The organism is Thalassococcus lentus (genome assembly GCF_028023555.1).
Taxonomy (GTDB): Bacteria; Pseudomonadota; Alphaproteobacteria; order Rhodobacterales; family Rhodobacteraceae; genus Thalassococcus_A; species Thalassococcus_A lentus.
Map to the genome: position 1 here is coordinate 532030 of NZ_JAQIOY010000003.1, position 16021 is coordinate 548050.

Genomic DNA, 16021 nt, shown 5'->3' on the forward strand with positions numbered 1-16021 from the left:
AACCCCTAGAGCAATACCGTGACTGCAAGGCCCAGAAAGGCAAAGAAACCAACAACATCCGTAACCGTCGTCACAAAGGCCCCGGACGCGAGCGCTGGGTCGACCCCAGCTTTTTCAAGCAATACCGGAATCACGATGCCCGCTAGTCCGGCAACGACCAAATTGATTACCATCGCGGCTGCGATTACGCCGCCCAGCTGGGCAGAGCCAAACCAAATCAGGCCAACGATCCCCATGATCACCGCGAATATGGCGCCATTCACCGCCCCGACGAGCACTTCTCGGCGGATAACCCGCCACAGGTTCGAGCCGGTCAAATCCTTGGTCGCCAAGGCGCGCACGGCCACTGTCAGGCTTTGCGTGCCGGCATTGCCGCCCATCGATGCCACGATCGGCATCAACACCGCCAAAGCCACGATCTGCGTGATAGCAGCCTCGAACTGCGCGATCACCATACTGGCCAGAACTGCGGTAACCAGATTGACCGCCAGCCATGGGAAACGCCGTTTTGTGGTGTCGATCACGCGGTCAGAAATCCGGCTTTCTTCGTCAACGCCGGCCAGTCGCAGTATGTCTTCTTCGTGTTCTTCATCCAGAACGACCATCGCATCATCGATGGTGATCATGCCGACCAGACGTTCGTTTTCGTCGACAACCGGCGCGGAAATCAGGTGGTACTGGTTGAACGCATAGGCCACCTCGCCCTCATCCTGCGCTGCAGGAATGACATGAAACGTCTCTTCCGTGATTGATTTCAGCAGAACTTCACGGCGCGAGCCCATCAACTTTCCAAGGGTCACATTTCCAACCGGACGCAGGCGGGGATCAACGAGGATCACGTGATAAAACTGTTCCGGCAGGTTGTCGGAGTTTCTCAGAAAATCAATCGCTTCACCGACGTTCCAATGCTCTGGCGCCATGACAACTTCGCGCTGCATCAAACGACCGGCAGAATATTCCGGATAGGTCAGCGACTGTTCAACCGCGACCCTGTCACTGTCTTCCAGCGCGTCGAGGATCGCCTCTTGTTGCGGAGCATCGAGGTCTTCGACCAGATCAACCACGTCATCGGATTCCAGATCGCGTACCGCGTCTGCCAGCACCTGCGGGCGCAGGACCCCGATGACTTCCTCTCGGATCGTCTCATCGAGTTCCGACAGGATTTCACCGTCGAATTCGCGATCATAGAGCCGGATCAGGCGCATCCGGTCGAAGGCATTCACCTGTTCGAGAAGGTCCGCGATATCCGCCGGATGCAGCGGGTCCATCAAGGCGATCAACTGTTCGCGGTCTTCGATGTCGACGGCATAGAGGATACGGGCAACGGCCTTGCGATCCAGCGCATAACCGTCGTCTTCGCGGGGCTCTTCGGGTGCCAACACCTCGGTATCGTCGCTCATGATGCCCTCCGCTCTTTGGTCGCAATTTAGGCCAAGCCAAACCAAAGAAACAGGGCTTGGTTGCATTTACCTACCCCGGACATGCGCATAATCTGAGCTAAAACTCCGGAGCTCTTCATGACAACCGCACAGCTGCATATCGGCCAGACGATACGCTTTGACGGAAACCCTACCGCAGATGGGATTTCAGCCGCCATTCACGACAGCCGTGGAGCGCTTTTGGTCGAATCGGGTCGCATTTCCGAGCTGGGCGATGCCGACGCTCTGCACAGGGCCAATCCACAGGCCCAGGTGATCGATCACGGAGACGGAATCATCGTGCCAGGATTTGTCGACGCTCACGTTCACTATCCTCAGACAGCGATCGTTGCCAGTTGGGGCAAACGGCTGATCGACTGGTTGAACGACTACACCTTCCCCGAAGAAATGCGGCTGGCTGATGAAAGCTATGCCAATGAAATTGCCGGTCGCTATCTTGACCTGGTGCTGTCAAACGGAACGACGACGGTTTGCAGCTATGCGACCATCCATCCGGAATCGGTGAATGCGTTCTTCAACGCTGCGAACACGCGTGGGATGCGCGTTGCGGCAGGCAAGACCTGTATGGACCGCAACGCCCCGGAAGGCCTGACCGACACCGCCCAAAGCGCCTATGACGACAGCAAGGCGCTCTTGCAGCGCTGGCATGGAACCGGGCGGCTTGACTATGTGATCACGCCCCGGTTTTCGCCGACATCAACACCCGAGCAACTCGAAGCCTTGGGCGCACTTTGGGCCGAACACCCCGAGTGCCTGATGCAAACGCACCTGAGCGAACAAACCGACGAAATCGCTTGGGTCCGCAGTCTGTTTCCCGACGCCCGGGATTATCTGGACACCTACGAGGCTTTTGGACTGCTGGGAAAGCGCGGTCTTTATGGGCACGCAATTCATCTGGAACAGCGCGAAAGGGATCGCCTGCGCGAGACAGGTGCGGCTTTGGTGCATTGTCCGACGTCAAACACCTTTATCGGATCAGGCTTGTTTGACATGGACGGGCTCTTGCGAGAGGGCCAACGCATCGGTCTTGCCACAGATACCGGGGGCGGATCGTCATTTTCCATGCTTCGGACGATGGCTGCGGCTTATGAAATCGGCCAGTTGCGTGGTCGTGCACTCCATGCGAGCGAGTTGCTCTGGCTTGGAACGAGCGGATCGGCGGCGGCCCTGCATATGCAAGGCAAAATCGGAAACCTTGCCAAAGGGTTGGAAGCCGATTTTAATGTTTTGGATTTAGCGGCAACACCGGCCCTTGCGCAGCGGACACAGCGGGCAGATGACATTTGGGAAGCCATCTTTGCCACGATCATGTTGGGCGATGACCGGACGATCAAAGAGACATGGGTTGGCGGTCAAAAAGCCGGGGCAACATCCTAGAACAGCCCAAAGCGGCGTGTTTTGTCCAGCGGTGGCCTAGCAGCCGTCGCGCCCCAAAACCATCACCCAGATGTTCCCCTGCGCGCGCACCAAACCATAGTCCTTGACGTCTTCGCGCAGCATATTGGCCCGATGGCCCGGCGAATTGGCCCAAGCACCCATGACTTCGGCGAGGTTGCCTTGCCCCTGCGCGATGTTCTCAGCGATCAGGCAATAGCCGTATCCGGCACGCCGGGCGCGATCGCCAACCGCGCTGCCATCGCTGCCCGTATGCCCGAAGAAACCGTTGTCCAGCATGTCCAGAGCATGCGCCATCGCAGCAGATTCGAGCCGCGGTGACGGCGTAACCGGATCAAGCCCCTGCTCTGCGCGCAAACCGTTCAGCATCTGGCGAACTTGCTGCGCCTGCGCCTCAGCCCCACTGAGGCCGAGAATGATCAATGCAAAAAGGGCTGCGCGCAGCATGGAAACACTCCGTGACATCAAAGGCTTTCAGACAATTTCTTGGCTAGCTGATTCTGCCTAACAATGGCTTGTGGCAAATCGATTGTCACCACCTCACCGTTGCTGACAACGCTGCGGCCTTCAACCAGCAGATGTTTGACCCGCGTCGGCCCAGCAAGGAGCAAAGCCGCAGGATCCCAACTGCCTGCGCTTTCGATTCCGTTGATGTCCCAGACGGCAATATCCGCGCGCTTGCCCACCGCGATCTGACCGCAATCCTCCCGGCCCAGCGTCTGCGCGCCGCCGCGTGTTGCAATCCAGAGCGCCTCACGCGCGCTCATGGCATCTGCACCACGGGCGACCCTTTGCAACAGCATGGACTGACGCGCCTCAAGCACGAGATTTCCAGCATCATTGCTGGCCGAACCGTCAACACCCAGCCCAACTTTGACCCCGGCGTCGCGCATTGCACGCACAGGTGCAATGCCACTGCCCAACCGACAGTTCGAACAGGGGCAATGGGCAACGCCTGTGCGCGATGCCGCAAACAAGCCGATTTCCTGCGCATCGAGTTTGACGCAATGGGCGTGCCAGACATCCGGGCCGGTCCACCCCAGTTCTTCGGCATATTGTCCCGGCCTGCACCCGAACTTCGCCTCACTGTAGGCGATGTCTTCGTCATTTTCCGCAAGATGCGTGTGCAACATCACGCCCTTGTCCCGCGCCAAAAGCGCCGCGTCGCGCATCAACTCACGGCTGACGGAAAAAGGGGAACAAGGCGCGACACCAACTCGAACCATGGCCCCTTCGGATGAGTCATGAAACGCGTCGATGACCCGAATGCAGTCTTTTAGGATCGCGGCCTCATCCTCGACCAGCCTGTCGGGCGGCAATCCACCATCTGATTCCCCGATGCTCATGGAGCCTCGGGTTGGGTGAAACCGAATCCCCAAAGTGCGCGCGGCCTCAATTGTGTCGTCGAGACGAGCCCCGTTGGGGTATAGATACAGGTGATCCGAAGACAGTGAACAGCCGGACAAGGCAAGCTCGGCCAGTCCGATCTGCGCCGAGACAAACATCTCTTCGGGCCCGAATCTGGACCAGATCGGATACAGCGTCTGCAGCCAACCAAAGAGCAAGGCATCCTGCCCCCCCGGCACTGCACGGGTCAGGGTCTGATAAAGATGGTGATGGGTGTTGACCAAACCGGGCGTGACCACGCAGCCGTTTGCCTCGATGATCCGGCCGTTTCCGGTCAATCCAAAACCGATTTCGGCAATAATGCCGTTGCGGATCAAAATATCTGCGCCGTTTAGCTCGCGGCTATTGTCATCCATGGTCAGGACGTAGCTGGCGCCCCGGATCAATGTTTCTGACTGGTTCATTTGAAGCCTCCTACACCCCCTTTTCGGTGCAAGATCGTTCTGCCGCGCCAGAAAAGGGAAGGACGCACGACAGAACGGAGCGGGCTATCGGCCCGCGTTCAACCGCTCCAATGCCGCCGCATGCAAGGCGCTGTTTGCCGCTGCAACCACGCGACCGCCGTCATGTACGGGGTTGCCTTCCCAATCTGTCACAATGCCTCCGGCTGCCTTGATCACCGCAATTGGGGCCTGAATATCATAAGCGTTCAACCCTGCCTCGATCACCAGATCGATCTGACCGGCGGCCAGCAGCGCATAGGCATAGCAATCCATGCCATAGCGTACCAGCTTGCAATCCTGCGCAACCCGTTCAAATCCCGCCCGTTCCTGCGGCGTGCCGATCTCAGGAAAAGTCGTGAACAGAATGGCGTCTTCCAGGCCCTTGGTTGTTCGGGTTACCAGAGTAGCGCCACCGTGTGGTCCGGCCCAGTCTGCCCGGCCCAGTCCGCCAATAAAGCGTTCTGAAACATAGGGTTGGTCGATAATTCCGAAAATGGGGCCTGAGGCATCCGAAAGGGCAATCAGCACACCCCAGGTCGGCGTTCCCGCCAAAAACCCGCGCGTGCCGTCAATCGGGTCCAACACCCATGTCAGACCGGTGCTGCCTTCTTGCTGGCCGTATTCTTCACCGAAAATTCCGTCAGCCGGGCGGAGTTCCGCCAACACATCCCGCATCGCTCTCTCGGCTGCCTTGTCTGCAACCGTCACGGGATCAAACCCATCACTGAGCTTGTTTTCCACGCCAAGGCCAGTAGCCCGAAAATACGGAAGAATGGCCGCCCGCGCTGCGTCGGCCATTGCGTTTGCAACCTCAATGAGTTCAGAGGCTGACTGTTGATGCTCTTTTGTCATCGTCACTCCGGGATAGACCAGCAAGGCCTACCCCGTCGCGCGCGTCGGCTCAAGCGACGTCGGACAAAACACGCGCCAGTTCGAACAAACGGCGGCGCTGGTTTTCCGGAATTGCATAGTAAGAGCGGACGAGATCCAGCGCTTCCTTGTCACCAAGGATGTCTGCCGGAACGTTGTCAGGCTTTTCTTCAGCCTCAACACCGTTTTCCAGCCCCTCGAAGAAAAAGCTGACCGGAACATCAAGCGCATCGGCGATATCCCAAAGGCGGGACGCACTGACGCGGTTGGCACCGGTCTCGTACTTCTGGATTTGCTGGAATTTGATACCCACTTTTTCAGCCAGCTGTTGCTGGGTCATACCGACCAGCCAGCGACGGTGGCGAACTCGCTTACCAACATGAACATCGACCGGATGTGCCATTATTCGTTTCCTATTTCTCGTTTCAACCGGACGGTCCAAAAAATGGCCCGGACTGAGGTTTCAGTCGACACCAGAATGCGCCGAAAGATTGAGTATGGCTACATCATAATTGTATTCAAAATCAAGCATAACGGACAGTCGATCGTTGTGAAAAAAAATACCATTCTCCACAAAGTTGAATTACGCTGCACACTGTCGCGCTTTTGAAAACGGTCTTTCCGACACCGCCACATGTTTGACACAAGTGTCAGCATCAGGCCAGATACCCAAACACTTCGGAGCCGAACATGCGCGCCTTTTTTCTCGAATCACACGAACGACCACCATCGCTGCGCGACATTCCCGCACCAGAACCCGGATCAGGCGAAATTCGCGTCAGAATCGCGGCTTGCGGCCTCAATTTCGCTGATCTGCTGATGCTGAATGGCAGCTATCAGGACACACCTGCCCTGCCCTTTGTCATGGGTATGGAAGTGGCTGGCACAATCGACGCAGTCGGCGATGGCGTGTCCGGCTTCGCACCCGGAGATCGCGTCGCGGTCTTTGGCGGTCAGGGCGGGCTCGCCGAATTTGGCTGTTTCGAAGCGGCCCGTGCGGTCAAAATCCCTGATGCCATGAGCTGGGAAGATGCCGCAGCCTTCCAGATCGCCTACGGCACCTCCCATCTCGCGCTGGATTATCGGGCGCGTCTGGGTGCTGGCGAAACCCTTTTGGTGCTCGGCGCTGCCGGCGGCGTCGGATTGACGGCGGTTGAAATCGGGAAACTCATGGGCGCCCGCGTTGTGGCCTGCGCACGTGGCGCGGATAAACTTGACGTGGCGCGCCAGGCAGGGGCCGATCACTTGATCGACGCTGCCAGCCAGGACATTCGCGAAGAGATGAAAGCACTGGGCGGCGCCGATGTCGTCTACGACCCGGTCGGGGGCGATCAGTTCAAAGCCGCTTTCCGCTCATGCCGGCCAGAGGCCCGCATTCTGACTATTGGCTTCGCCTCAGGCGAAGTGCCGCAAATCAAGGCCAATCATCTTCTGGTCAAGAACCTCTCCGTTCTCGGCCTCTACTGGGGCGGTTATCTGGCATTCAAACCTGCCGCCCTGACCGGATCGCTCCAAACGCTTCTGGGCTGGTACGGCGAAGGCCGGCTCAAACCCCACGTCAGCCACGTTTTGCCGCTTGAGCAAACTGCCGAAGGCATGGAGTTGCTGCGCAGCCGCAAATCAACCGGCAAGGTTGTCATCCGGATCACAGACTGACCGCGCCCGGACAAATGACGGGATGGTGGGCGGGGCGACGTGGCCAGCGGCCACAAGCGGCGTCTCCATCCCGCCCATTCCACTAACCTGCGCGCTCAGCCGCCCAAACCATATCGATCATCGCCTGCGTGCCGCGTGAAAATTCCAGTGGACAGGGATAGTCAGAGCCCATCAGCACTGACCTGTTGAAGGCTGAAACCTGCTCGACGTAGTGATTGACCGCCGGGAAGCGGATTGTACTGACCTCAGGCTCGCCCGAGGCCGTCTTGCGGTGCAACTCGATCTCGGCCTGCCCGTAGACCTGTGGGTTAAACGGAGCTGTCAGGCGCATGACGCCATCTTTACCATGAAACGTCATGTCCTGCCATTGTGCCATCCGCATCGACACCACGCCGGTATAATGGAACGACGGGAAATCGGCGGTGATGTGCGACCAGACATCAACCCCGTTCTCACGGTTGATCCGCGCCGACAAAATGCGCTCTGGCTCTTCGCCCGTCACGAACCGCGCGGCGCCGTAGATATAGACACCGATATCGGGGATTGCGCCGCCGCCCGTGTCCGGCTTGTTCCGAATGTTCCCCACGTCGGCCCGGTTGTCATAGGAAAAGGCCCCGGAGACACGGATCAGGCGTCCGATCACACCGTCTTCGAAAAGCGCCTTGGCCTTTTGCCACTGCGGGTGATGAACAATCATATAGGCCTCTGCGGCCAGCAGTCCGGTCCGGTTCCGCGCCTCGATAACCGCATCGAATTCATCGGCTTTCATTGCCAGCGGTTTTTCCACCAGAACATGTTTGCCCGCATCCAGCGCTTTCAGAGCCCATTCCACATGAAGATGGTTGGGCAGCGGGATATAGACCGCGTCGATCTCGGGATCTGCCAACAAAGCCTCATAGCTGTCAAAGACCTGCAAGCCCGGTGCGAGCGCTGCAAACGGCGCAGCCTTTTCGGCCGAACTGGTTGCCAGACCCGCCAGCCGCCCGCGCTTCGCCAGATGAATGGCTGGTCCCATATGCTCGCGCGCAAAGTTCGCGGCCCCAAGAATGCCCCAACGTACATGATCGGTCATGATATCCCTCCCTCATTTGCGCTGACTTTAGGCAATGTTGGGGTGGAGAGGCAAAGACATCCAGAGGAAACCTATTTGGAACCCCAAAAATACCGCCGAGAACACCAAGCTCCTCACACTCTCATATGTCTGCTGTGCGGGAAGAAGCTGACGTTGAAGCAAATTTAACCAATGGCCGCTTTTTCAGGTTGCTGATGAAGCGGAAAGAAGCATGGGCGGGAAGCGGTCATTCGCTGCGGGCGCGAGCTATTCACGTCGGAAAGGCGGAAGCCGACATTCAATTTTCCCTGAACTGAGGTAAACCTCTGCACTGCCCCAAGTCGGCTCGGAGCCCATTCTGCCAGTTACGACTTTTAGCCGGCCCGAATTACTTCGGCTCAGGCCGTCTAATTGTTTCCCCCAAGGGCCTCGCTTTACTGCGCCAAATACTGAGCGCGAACAGAACCACACCCGCAATCATGAATGGGAGATTGATCATACTGCCAGGCGCAGTGCCTGCGGTTTCGATTGTCTTGTTCGCGCCTACCCAAAGTCGCATCGCGTATTCAAGCGTGAACAGCACGTAGAGGAATGGGATCAGCGCTCTGTACCGGATTGCTGCAAGAAGATAAATCAGGCCGATGATCAGCTGAGACAACCCCCACAGCCCGAAGATTCCAACCACCGTTTCAGCGGCGTTGCTCGAATATGTATCGAGTGGAATGGAGGCAATGCTTTGCGCGCCTCCATCATGTGCAAACAGATGATGTTGGCTGCGCCAAAGGGTCAGGGCCGTCAGCGCATAAAAAACATAAAGTGCGATCTTGTGACCGGGAAACTGGTTGTCCAGTGACGTTGGAAAAACACGCTGCAACAATGTAAAACACTCCTTTTCGTATGCCCACAAAGTGCGGGACGGCTCTCGTGGGTTACGTCCAAGAGTGAAGTACTTGCTATTGGATTGCTACTCGCCTTTCGTTAGGGATGAATTAAACTACAACAGACGCGCAATGTTTTGAAATCATGCGAAGAACACCAAGTCAGAAACGTTCAGAAAGCACGGTCGATGACATTTCCGAGGCCGCTATTCAGCTTTTGGATACAGCCGGAGTCGCAAAATTCACCACGAACCATGTTGCCGAACGCGCCGGGGTTTCGATTGGATCACTGTATCGGTATTTCCCGGACAAAGGTGCCATTCTGCGGCATATCGTTCGTCGTGAAATCAAGAAAATGCGCACCCGGGCGCTGGCAATAATTGCCGGTTCCCAAGCTTCAGATGCCAAAACGCTGATAGATGAAATCGTTGTTCACTCGGTGCAAAATTTTGGCGGCCGTGATGCCGTCGTTTTTCAGATAAGGTCCCTGATCGAAGACGATAATGCGCTCCTACAGGAAATCCGCGACGCCCAGATTGAGGTTGTCCAAAACCTGCATGAAAAGATGATGGATATCGCCGAAAAGCGTCGCAGCTCCATGTCAAAAGCAGCCCTTGCCGCAGCCGTTGATGCATTCACAACGGCCGTCCAGACCCTTGCCAAACACAGTTCAGACAAGTCGGTTGATCCCGAGACAAGGAAGCGGCTGATTTTTTCGCTTCTGACTGCATTGTCTGAAGAAGAGCCAAAATCGCAATATTGAGCAATCCCATCAAGCAATTGGCTCAATCCAACTTCAAACGGCAGAAAAGTACCGCAAAGCGTGAATTCGAGTGGTCTCAGGTTTTGCACTCGCGGCGAATGTCGGCAATGCGGGCAGCGACTGCAGTATCGTGAACTACCGGCCAAGGTCGGCTTCGGGCCGTCCTTACAAATCCCAATGTCAGCAATCCGCACTTCGCAGCCATCCGTGCAAGATGCGGCATTGGTAGCTATGGGCTCCAACCCGAAAGGACGACAATCCATCCCCATACGGAAAAGGCCCCTCCGCCAAAGCGAAGAGGCCTATACTGATCGTCGCAGATTTGTGGTTACGCCGTTGCCAGCATCCCCTGCTCTTTCGCAAGCTCACGCATGCGCTTTTGCAGCTTTTCAAAGGCGCGCACTTCGATCTGGCGAATCCGCTCGCGGCTGACGTCATAAACCGAAGACAGATCTTCCAATGTAACCGGCTGATCGGACAAACGGCGCTGGGTGAGAATATCCTTTTCACGATCGTTCAGCACATCCATGGACTGTGCCAGCATAGCGCGGCGCGCTTCCAGCTCGTCCTTTTCGGCGTAGTCTTCAGCCTGGTTGGCATCTTCGTCTTCCAGCCAGTCCTGCCACTGCATCGTGCCTTCGCCGTCGCTTCCGACCTGAGCATTGAGCGACGCGTCACCGCCCGACATCCGCCGGTTCATAGAGATCACTTCGGCCTCATTGACGCCAAGGTCATGCGCAATCCGCGCGACATGTTCCGGTCGCAGGTCACCCTCTTCCAGCGCGCCGATGCGGTTCTTGGCCTTGCGCAGGTTGAAGAACAGCTTCTTTTGCGCCGAAGTTGTACCCAGCTTGACCAGCGACCAGGACCGCAGGATGTACTCCTGGATCGAGGCACGGATCCACCACATGGCATAGGTCGCCAGACGGAAACCTTTTTCGGGATCAAAGCGCTTGACCGCCTGCATCAAGCCTACGTTGGCTTCCGAGATCACTTCAGCCTGCGGCAGGCCATAGCCGCGATAGCCCATGGCAATCTTGGCCGCGAGACGCAGGTGCGACGTCACCATCTGGTGCGCGGCTTCAGTGTCTTCGTTTTCCACCCACCGCTTGGCGAGCATATATTCCTCTTCCGGCTCAAGCAGCGGAAACTTGCGGATTTCCTGCAAGTAACGGTTCAGACCGGCTTCCGGCGACGGGGCCGGCAGATTTGCATAACTGGACATGGCACTCTCCCTCCTTGGGACCCGCGATGTTACGCGGCTTAACATTCATTTAGGAAGCCTGTGGCGCAGTTTCAAGCGTTTTGGCTCTCAAAGGTTGATACGTAGTTAAGAAAGTTTTCCGTCGGTGTAAGGGTTGGTTACGTGCGCTCACGCGCATGTGCAGTGCGTTACAACGACAAATGCACTTGGGCGGGCCACAAACGTGACCTTCTTCTTTGTCCAAATACTCCGGGGGTTTGGGGGCTGGCCCCCAATCGATCAACAAAGTCCGCTCAAGCGGCGTTACAAATACGCAAGGGCTTCACGCGCCAGCGCAACCGCTTCTTCGGGATCATCTCGCGCACTGTCGGGCAAGGTCCAGTAAGGCATGGCCGTGGTCGTGCCGTTCTTGCGGGTATAGCTGAACCGTGTGCAGCCCATCGCCTCCAGACGTTCGGCAAATGCGCCCGCACCTTTGATCATCAGGCCAAAGTCGCTGTGAATGATCGCAAAGATCGTTCCATCCTGATAGAGGCACAGCCCGCCCATCATCTTTCGCGTGGTAATGCCGCCAAGATCGGAAAAGAGATCCACCGCAAAGGCGATCTCTTCGTCCGATACTGCCATGTCAGGCTTTGCCCTGCTCGGCCGTCAGTTCCTCGACGTCCTTGAACTTGATCGACTCGCCGCAGCCGCAGGCATCCGCGACGTTGGGATTGCGGAATTTGAAGCCCGACTCCAAAAGAGAAGTTTCGTAGTCGATCTCGGTTCCGAACAGAAACATCTGTGCCATGGGCGCGATCAATACACGCGCGCCATCCTGCTCAACCACTTCATCATTGGGATCGGCGTCATCCACGTAGTCCATGGTATATTCCATGCCCGCGCAGCCACCCTTCTTGATGCCGATGCGCAGGCCGTGACGGCCGTCGCGGTCCATCAACTTGCTGATCTGCTTAATCGCAGCCGGGGTCATGCTGACCGCTTGTTTGCCAGGAATACCGAACATGACGTTTCTCCTTCCCGTTCAATCTAGGCATGGCTGTCCAACCGGACAAGCGCTGCTTACATAAAGCCCAGCTCGAGCCGCGCCTCGTCGGACATCATGTCCATTCCCCAAGGCGGATCCCAGGTAATTTCGACATCCACCTGCTTGATCCCCGGCAACGGCTCCACCGCTTCGGCCAGCCAGCCCGGCATCTCACCGGCCACAGGACAGCCCGGCGCAGTCAGCGTCATGATGATCCGCACCTCGTTTTCGGCACCGATCTCGATGGTGTAGACAAGGCCCAGATCATAGATATTCACTGGAATTTCAGGGTCATAGACCGTGCGACAGGCCTCAACAACCTGATCGTAAAGCGGATGATCCGTGCTGGATGGCGCAATCAGGGGCGCACCTTCAAGCGGGGGGCTCGCGTCGTTCATGACCTGTCCTTCATGTATTCTTGAGAAAAGATATAGGAAAAGACCCGCCCGGGGTAAAGGGCGCGCGCCGAGCAATCGACAACAGGGCGTGCTATTGACGCAGGGCCTCTATCAGATCGGCCATATCTTGTGGCAAAGCAGCCTCAAAGAGCATGTGCTCATCGCTGACCGGATGCACAAACCCCAGCTCTGCCGCATGCAGGGCCTGCCGATCAAAGCCCTGCACTGCCGCCAAAGCGCCAGCGCTCAATGCGCTTGGGGCAATTTTTCGGCGCCCGCCATAGACCGGATCACCCAAAAGCCCGTGGCCCGCATGTGCCATATGCACCCTGATCTGGTGGGTCCGCCCTGTCTCCAGACGGCATTGCACCAAAGCACAGGCCGCAGGGGAGCCGAAACGCTCCAGCACTCTTGCGTGGGTGACGGCATGACGGCCCTGCCCGCCGAACAACACGGCCTGCCTTTGGCGATCAGTCTTGTGGCGTGCCAGCCCGCTGGTGATCGTAATCCCGCCCCCCTGCGCTTTGGACACGCCTTTTGTGCCCATCAGGCGTGGATCTGCCACGTCGGGCACACCGTGAACCACGGCCAGATATGACCGCCGGGCAGTATGTTTTTCAAATTGAGCCGCCAACCCGTGATGCGCCCGATCCGATTTGGCGACCACCAGCAGCCCGGAGGTATCCTTGTCGATCCGGTGCACGATGCCGGGGCGCTTTTCGCCGCCAACCCCAGACAAGGCCCCGTCAAAGTGATGCAGCAGCGCATTCACCAGCGTCCCGTCTGGTGAACCCGGGGCAGGATGCACCACCATTCCGGCCGGTTTGTTAACCACAAGCACATCGTCGTCTTCATGCACGATGTCCAATGGGATGTCCTGTGCCACGACATCGTAGTTCTGCGCTGCTGGCACCACGATCTGAACCAACATGCCTTCTGCAACCTTGGCTTTCGGGTCCGAAGCGACCTTGCCATCGATTTGCACAGCACCGCTTTCGATCAGTCTTGCGAGGCGTGTTCGGGACAGTGCCGCCGCTTCCGGAACATCGCGCGCCAGCGCCTTGTCCAGCCGTGCGGGTGGGTTCGCTGCGATTTCAAAGGTCAAAGGGTCGGACATACAGGCTCCTGCGGCCATAAAGGCCTTGATGCGCGCGCTATACCAATCCGGCAGCGGCGCGACCAGTACCGACTACAGATCGATTTCCCATGTCTGCTCGACCAGAGACACGCCAAAACTGTGAACCGGTTCAGACCGGGTGATCCGCCACCCCATCGCCTGATACAACGCGCAGGCAGCTTTATGGCTTTCGTGGGTCCAAAGCTGCGCCCTGTCATAGCCCGCCTGACGTGCAAAGCGCATCCAGGCGTCCAGCATCATACGTCCGGCCCCTTGGCCGCGCGCTTCGGGCACCAGAAGAAACAAGCGCAGTTTGGCGGTCTTCTCATCCAGACGAACGCAAAAGACACTGCCCAGCCTCTGGTCATCGGAACAGGCGATAAACGCCCGCTCGCATTCGGGATCATGGGACTGTTCAAAATCGGCCAGTATGTCGGCGACCAAGGGCGCAAAGCTCTCATCAAAGCCTTCGTCACGCATGTAAAGCTGGCGGTGTTGCTCGACCAGCCACTCAGCATCGCCCGGCTGCATATGGCGCAATTCAAACGGCATGACCCCATGGATACGTCCCCACGCTTGCAAATCAAGCCCTGCAGCGCTAGGGCACACCCAGCCAGCTTGCGGAGGCCATCATGGGCATCAACGACGAACGCGACATCGAAGCCAACCTGCAAATCGGGCCAACCGATCAGGGTATGGTGCGCTTGTTCATGTTCTCGGGTGACCTCGAAATCCCCATGGATTTCGAGCCCGAAGAAGCCGAAGAAATCGCTGAGGAAATTCGCGCGGCTGCTGCCACGGCTCGGCGCGTCAAACGCCGCTAGATCCGGCATTCCGGCCCAGCCCGCTGGGCTGACTGGGTTTATTCAATCATCCGGATTTCATCCAGAACGTATCCCTCGCGATGTTCGGACTGCGCCACCACGCGGCCCGATGCGCGCGGCGGTGTCGCTTGGCTCGCCTGCACAGCTGCCTTGGCCGCAAGATCTTGGATCGACACAACAGGCAGCCCCCCTGCCCCGAGCCTGTCCTGCAAGGCTGCATTTGCCGGGTTCACGGCTATGCCCGCCCCAGTAACGACCACGTCGACGCAAGACCCCGGTGTGGTCAACGTCGTGACCTTTGGCACGACTTTTGCAAAGCCCGCCGCTGTCAGGCGCGTGGTCACAACCGTCAGCGCTGCGCCTTGGGCCGCATCCGCATGGCCGCCAGAGCCGCCAATAATGAGCCCATCCGAGCGAGTGGTGACATTCACGTTGAAATCCGTGTCCACCTGCGCCGCACCGAGCACAACCGCCGACAATTCGTCAACAACCGCGCCGCCAACGTGTGGTCCAGCATAGGCCGATGCAGACATCGACTGATGCGCCGAATTGCGGCTGCGAGACGCAACCGCTTCGAGATCAAAGCACTGAACATCCATCAAACTGCGAAACAGCCCGGCCTCAAGCATTTTGACGTGAAACCCGGAAATCCCCCCGCAGGCAAAGCTGCCCTGCACTCCGTGGGTGGTCATGGCCTGACCAACGGCCTGTGCGGTTGCAATGGAAATGCCCCCGGCCCCGGTCTGAAACGAAAAGCCCGGAATCAGCTGTCCACTGGCCGCAATCACATCGGCCGCCTGGCCTGCAATCGCAACGCTTTGCGGATCCATCGCCGGGCGCGTTGCACCGGACCCGATACCAGCCGGATCACCGATGCGGTCCACCTGCAGAACCATATCTACCCGGTCCTGCGACAGATCTATCGGACAGGCTGGAAAAGGAACGATGGTATCGGTGACAGCCACCACGTGCTGGGCGGCCCCCACATCCGCCATAGGGTAACCCAGAACACCAAACGGCGCGCGCCCGGTTCGCGCAGACAGGTTCCCACGGCAATCCGCCGCCGAAGCCGCAACAAATGCCACGTCGATCCTCTGCTCTCCGGAGTCCAACGCACGCGCGCGACCACCGTGCGTTCGCAAACGGACAGGCGTTTTTAATGCGCCGCGGCTGATCGCGTGGGCGAGCGGGCCTGACATATAGCTGGTGGCAATACTGGCGATCACGCCCTTCTCAACCAACGCCACCAAAGGGGCGTGCACGGGGAACAGCGATGTTGCCTCAAGGTGCAGACCCTTCAACCCAGCCTCACCCAACGCAGTCAGGATCAGATTCATGACCCCATCTCCATTCCGCAGATGGTGGTGAAACGACACGCATCCCCCGTCGGATAAACCGCTCCTTTCGATCACCGCATGGATGTCGTTCAGAAGCTTGCCTTTGGTCAAAGTGTTGGGCCGGGACATGTCACGCCGTTGTTTGGATTTCTGCCAAGCAAGGTGTAACGGCTGAGACGGTCAGGACAAGCGCGGCAAGGCGCTTTGCC

The 16021-nt window shown here is 58.0% G+C and carries 18 protein-coding genes; 4 read left to right on the top strand and 14 right to left on the bottom strand.

Annotated features, from left to right (window positions below; genetic code table 11):
• Positions 1-5: 5 nt before the first annotated feature.
• Positions 6-1400 carry a magnesium transporter gene (gene mgtE / locus PFY00_RS11645; protein WP_271432722.1) on the bottom strand — a complete coding sequence of 465 codons (1395 nt, stop codon included), beginning with the start codon at positions 1398-1400 and terminating at the stop codon, positions 6-8.
• Positions 1401-1517: 117 nt separating this feature from the next.
• On the opposite strand from mgtE, the gene guaD reads away from it, so the two are divergent.
• Positions 1518-2816, top strand: a complete 1299-nt coding sequence (gene guaD, locus PFY00_RS11650; protein ID WP_271432723.1) for a guanine deaminase — start codon at positions 1518-1520, stop codon at positions 2814-2816.
• A 36-nt stretch (positions 2817-2852) separates the two neighbouring features.
• On the opposite strand, the gene PFY00_RS11655 is transcribed toward guaD, so the two are convergent.
• The 4 genes from PFY00_RS11655 to PFY00_RS11670 form a co-directional block, all read right to left on the bottom strand.
• The gene (locus PFY00_RS11655; RefSeq protein WP_271432724.1) at positions 2853-3281 is read right to left on the bottom strand and encodes a CAP domain-containing protein; all 429 of its coding nucleotides are present in this window, start codon (positions 3279-3281) and stop codon (positions 2853-2855) included.
• A 17-nt stretch (positions 3282-3298) separates the two neighbouring features.
• Complete coding sequence (locus PFY00_RS11660; RefSeq protein ID WP_271432725.1) at positions 3299-4645, bottom strand: 8-oxoguanine deaminase; 1347 nt, start codon at positions 4643-4645, stop codon at positions 3299-3301.
• Positions 4646-4729: 84 nt separating this feature from the next.
• On the bottom strand, positions 4730-5536 hold the full coding sequence (hisN, locus tag PFY00_RS11665) for a histidinol-phosphatase (RefSeq protein WP_271432726.1): 807 nt from the start codon (positions 5534-5536) through the stop codon (positions 4730-4732).
• Positions 5537-5585: 49 nt separating this feature from the next.
• Positions 5586-5957, bottom strand: a complete 372-nt coding sequence (locus PFY00_RS11670; RefSeq protein WP_271432727.1) for a helix-turn-helix domain-containing protein — start codon at positions 5955-5957, stop codon at positions 5586-5588.
• Positions 5958-6244: 287 nt separating this feature from the next.
• Here PFY00_RS11670 and PFY00_RS11675 point away from each other — a divergent pair, with 287 nt between their 5' ends.
• Positions 6245-7210 carry an NADPH:quinone oxidoreductase family protein gene (locus tag PFY00_RS11675; RefSeq protein WP_271432728.1) on the top strand — a complete coding sequence of 322 codons (966 nt, stop codon included), beginning with the start codon at positions 6245-6247 and terminating at the stop codon, positions 7208-7210.
• An 82-nt stretch (positions 7211-7292) separates the two neighbouring features.
• On the opposite strand, the gene PFY00_RS11680 is transcribed toward PFY00_RS11675, so the two are convergent.
• On the bottom strand, positions 7293-8282 hold the full coding sequence (locus PFY00_RS11680; protein ID WP_271432729.1) for a Gfo/Idh/MocA family protein: 990 nt from the start codon (positions 8280-8282) through the stop codon (positions 7293-7295).
• A 367-nt stretch (positions 8283-8649) separates the two neighbouring features.
• The gene (locus PFY00_RS11685; RefSeq protein ID WP_271432730.1) at positions 8650-9138 is read right to left on the bottom strand and encodes a hypothetical protein; all 489 of its coding nucleotides are present in this window, start codon (positions 9136-9138) and stop codon (positions 8650-8652) included.
• A gap of 146 nt (positions 9139-9284) precedes the next feature.
• On the opposite strand from PFY00_RS11685, the gene PFY00_RS11690 reads away from it, so the two are divergent.
• On the top strand, positions 9285-9902 hold the full coding sequence (locus PFY00_RS11690) for a TetR/AcrR family transcriptional regulator (RefSeq protein WP_271432731.1): 618 nt from the start codon (positions 9285-9287) through the stop codon (positions 9900-9902).
• Positions 9903-10230: 328 nt separating this feature from the next.
• On the opposite strand, the gene rpoH is transcribed toward PFY00_RS11690, so the two are convergent.
• The 6 genes from rpoH to PFY00_RS11720 all read right to left on the bottom strand — a co-directional run bounded on the left by rpoH (position 10231) and on the right by PFY00_RS11720 (position 14203).
• A complete protein-coding gene (gene rpoH / locus PFY00_RS11695; RefSeq protein WP_271432732.1) occupies positions 10231-11127 on the bottom strand; it encodes an RNA polymerase sigma factor RpoH in 897 nt (298 codons plus the stop codon).
• A gap of 282 nt (positions 11128-11409) precedes the next feature.
• Positions 11410-11733, bottom strand: coding sequence for a TfoX/Sxy family protein (locus PFY00_RS11700; RefSeq protein ID WP_271432733.1), 324 nt, complete (start codon positions 11731-11733; stop codon positions 11410-11412).
• Between the two features lies 1 nt (position 11734).
• Complete coding sequence (locus PFY00_RS11705) at positions 11735-12115, bottom strand: HesB/IscA family protein (protein WP_271432734.1); 381 nt, start codon at positions 12113-12115, stop codon at positions 11735-11737.
• Between the two features lie 56 nt (positions 12116-12171).
• Positions 12172-12534 (bottom strand): SUF system Fe-S cluster assembly protein, encoded by a 363-nt coding sequence (locus tag PFY00_RS11710; protein WP_271432735.1) that lies wholly within the window; start codon positions 12532-12534, stop codon positions 12172-12174.
• 91 nt (positions 12535-12625) lie between these two features.
• Positions 12626-13651, bottom strand: coding sequence for an RluA family pseudouridine synthase (locus tag PFY00_RS11715; protein ID WP_271432736.1), 1026 nt, complete (start codon positions 13649-13651; stop codon positions 12626-12628).
• 72 nt (positions 13652-13723) lie between these two features.
• Positions 13724-14203 (bottom strand): GNAT family N-acetyltransferase, encoded by a 480-nt coding sequence (locus PFY00_RS11720; protein WP_271432737.1) that lies wholly within the window; start codon positions 14201-14203, stop codon positions 13724-13726.
• 80 nt (positions 14204-14283) lie between these two features.
• On the opposite strand from PFY00_RS11720, the gene PFY00_RS11725 reads away from it, so the two are divergent.
• Positions 14284-14475: a DUF6324 family protein gene (locus PFY00_RS11725; RefSeq protein WP_271432738.1), complete on the top strand. Its 192-nt coding sequence runs from the start codon at positions 14284-14286 to the stop codon at positions 14473-14475.
• Positions 14476-14513: 38 nt separating this feature from the next.
• Here PFY00_RS11725 and PFY00_RS11730 read toward each other — a convergent pair whose 3' ends face one another.
• Positions 14514-15941, bottom strand: coding sequence for a citrate lyase subunit alpha (locus tag PFY00_RS11730; protein ID WP_271432739.1), 1428 nt, complete (start codon positions 15939-15941; stop codon positions 14514-14516).
• Positions 15942-16021 lie beyond the last annotated feature (80 nt).

Excerpts from the sequence above, each read along its gene's own strand:
- hisN (WP_271432726.1), bottom strand. The coding sequence starts at position 5,536 with ATGACAAAAGAGCATCAACAGTCAGCCTCTGAACTCATTGAGGTTGCA.
- PFY00_RS11730 (WP_271432739.1), bottom strand. The coding sequence starts at position 15,941 with ATGTCCCGGCCCAACACTTTGACCAAAGGCAAGCTTCTGAACGACATC.
- guaD (WP_271432723.1), top strand. The coding sequence starts at position 1,518 with ATGACAACCGCACAGCTGCATATCGGCCAGACGATACGCTTTGACGGA.
- mgtE (WP_271432722.1), bottom strand. The coding sequence starts at position 1,400 with ATGAGCGACGATACCGAGGTGTTGGCACCCGAAGAGCCCCGCGAAGAC.
- PFY00_RS11675 (WP_271432728.1), top strand. The coding sequence starts at position 6,245 with ATGCGCGCCTTTTTTCTCGAATCACACGAACGACCACCATCGCTGCGC.
- PFY00_RS11670 (WP_271432727.1), bottom strand. The coding sequence starts at position 5,957 with ATGGCACATCCGGTCGATGTTCATGTTGGTAAGCGAGTTCGCCACCGT.
- PFY00_RS11700 (WP_271432733.1), bottom strand. The coding sequence starts at position 11,733 with ATGGCAGTATCGGACGAAGAGATCGCCTTTGCGGTGGATCTCTTTTCC.
- PFY00_RS11655 (WP_271432724.1), bottom strand. The coding sequence starts at position 3,281 with ATGCTGCGCGCAGCCCTTTTTGCATTGATCATTCTCGGCCTCAGTGGG.
- PFY00_RS11725 (WP_271432738.1), top strand. The coding sequence starts at position 14,284 with ATGGGCATCAACGACGAACGCGACATCGAAGCCAACCTGCAAATCGGG.
- PFY00_RS11715 (WP_271432736.1), bottom strand. The coding sequence starts at position 13,651 with ATGTCCGACCCTTTGACCTTTGAAATCGCAGCGAACCCACCCGCACGG.
- PFY00_RS11660 (WP_271432725.1), bottom strand. The coding sequence starts at position 4,645 with ATGAACCAGTCAGAAACATTGATCCGGGGCGCCAGCTACGTCCTGACC.
- PFY00_RS11680 (WP_271432729.1), bottom strand. The coding sequence starts at position 8,282 with ATGACCGATCATGTACGTTGGGGCATTCTTGGGGCCGCGAACTTTGCG.
- PFY00_RS11690 (WP_271432731.1), top strand. The coding sequence starts at position 9,285 with ATGCGAAGAACACCAAGTCAGAAACGTTCAGAAAGCACGGTCGATGAC.
- PFY00_RS11710 (WP_271432735.1), bottom strand. The coding sequence starts at position 12,534 with ATGAACGACGCGAGCCCCCCGCTTGAAGGTGCGCCCCTGATTGCGCCA.
- PFY00_RS11705 (WP_271432734.1), bottom strand. The coding sequence starts at position 12,115 with ATGTTCGGTATTCCTGGCAAACAAGCGGTCAGCATGACCCCGGCTGCG.
- rpoH (WP_271432732.1), bottom strand. The coding sequence starts at position 11,127 with ATGTCCAGTTATGCAAATCTGCCGGCCCCGTCGCCGGAAGCCGGTCTG.
- PFY00_RS11720 (WP_271432737.1), bottom strand. The coding sequence starts at position 14,203 with ATGCCGTTTGAATTGCGCCATATGCAGCCGGGCGATGCTGAGTGGCTG.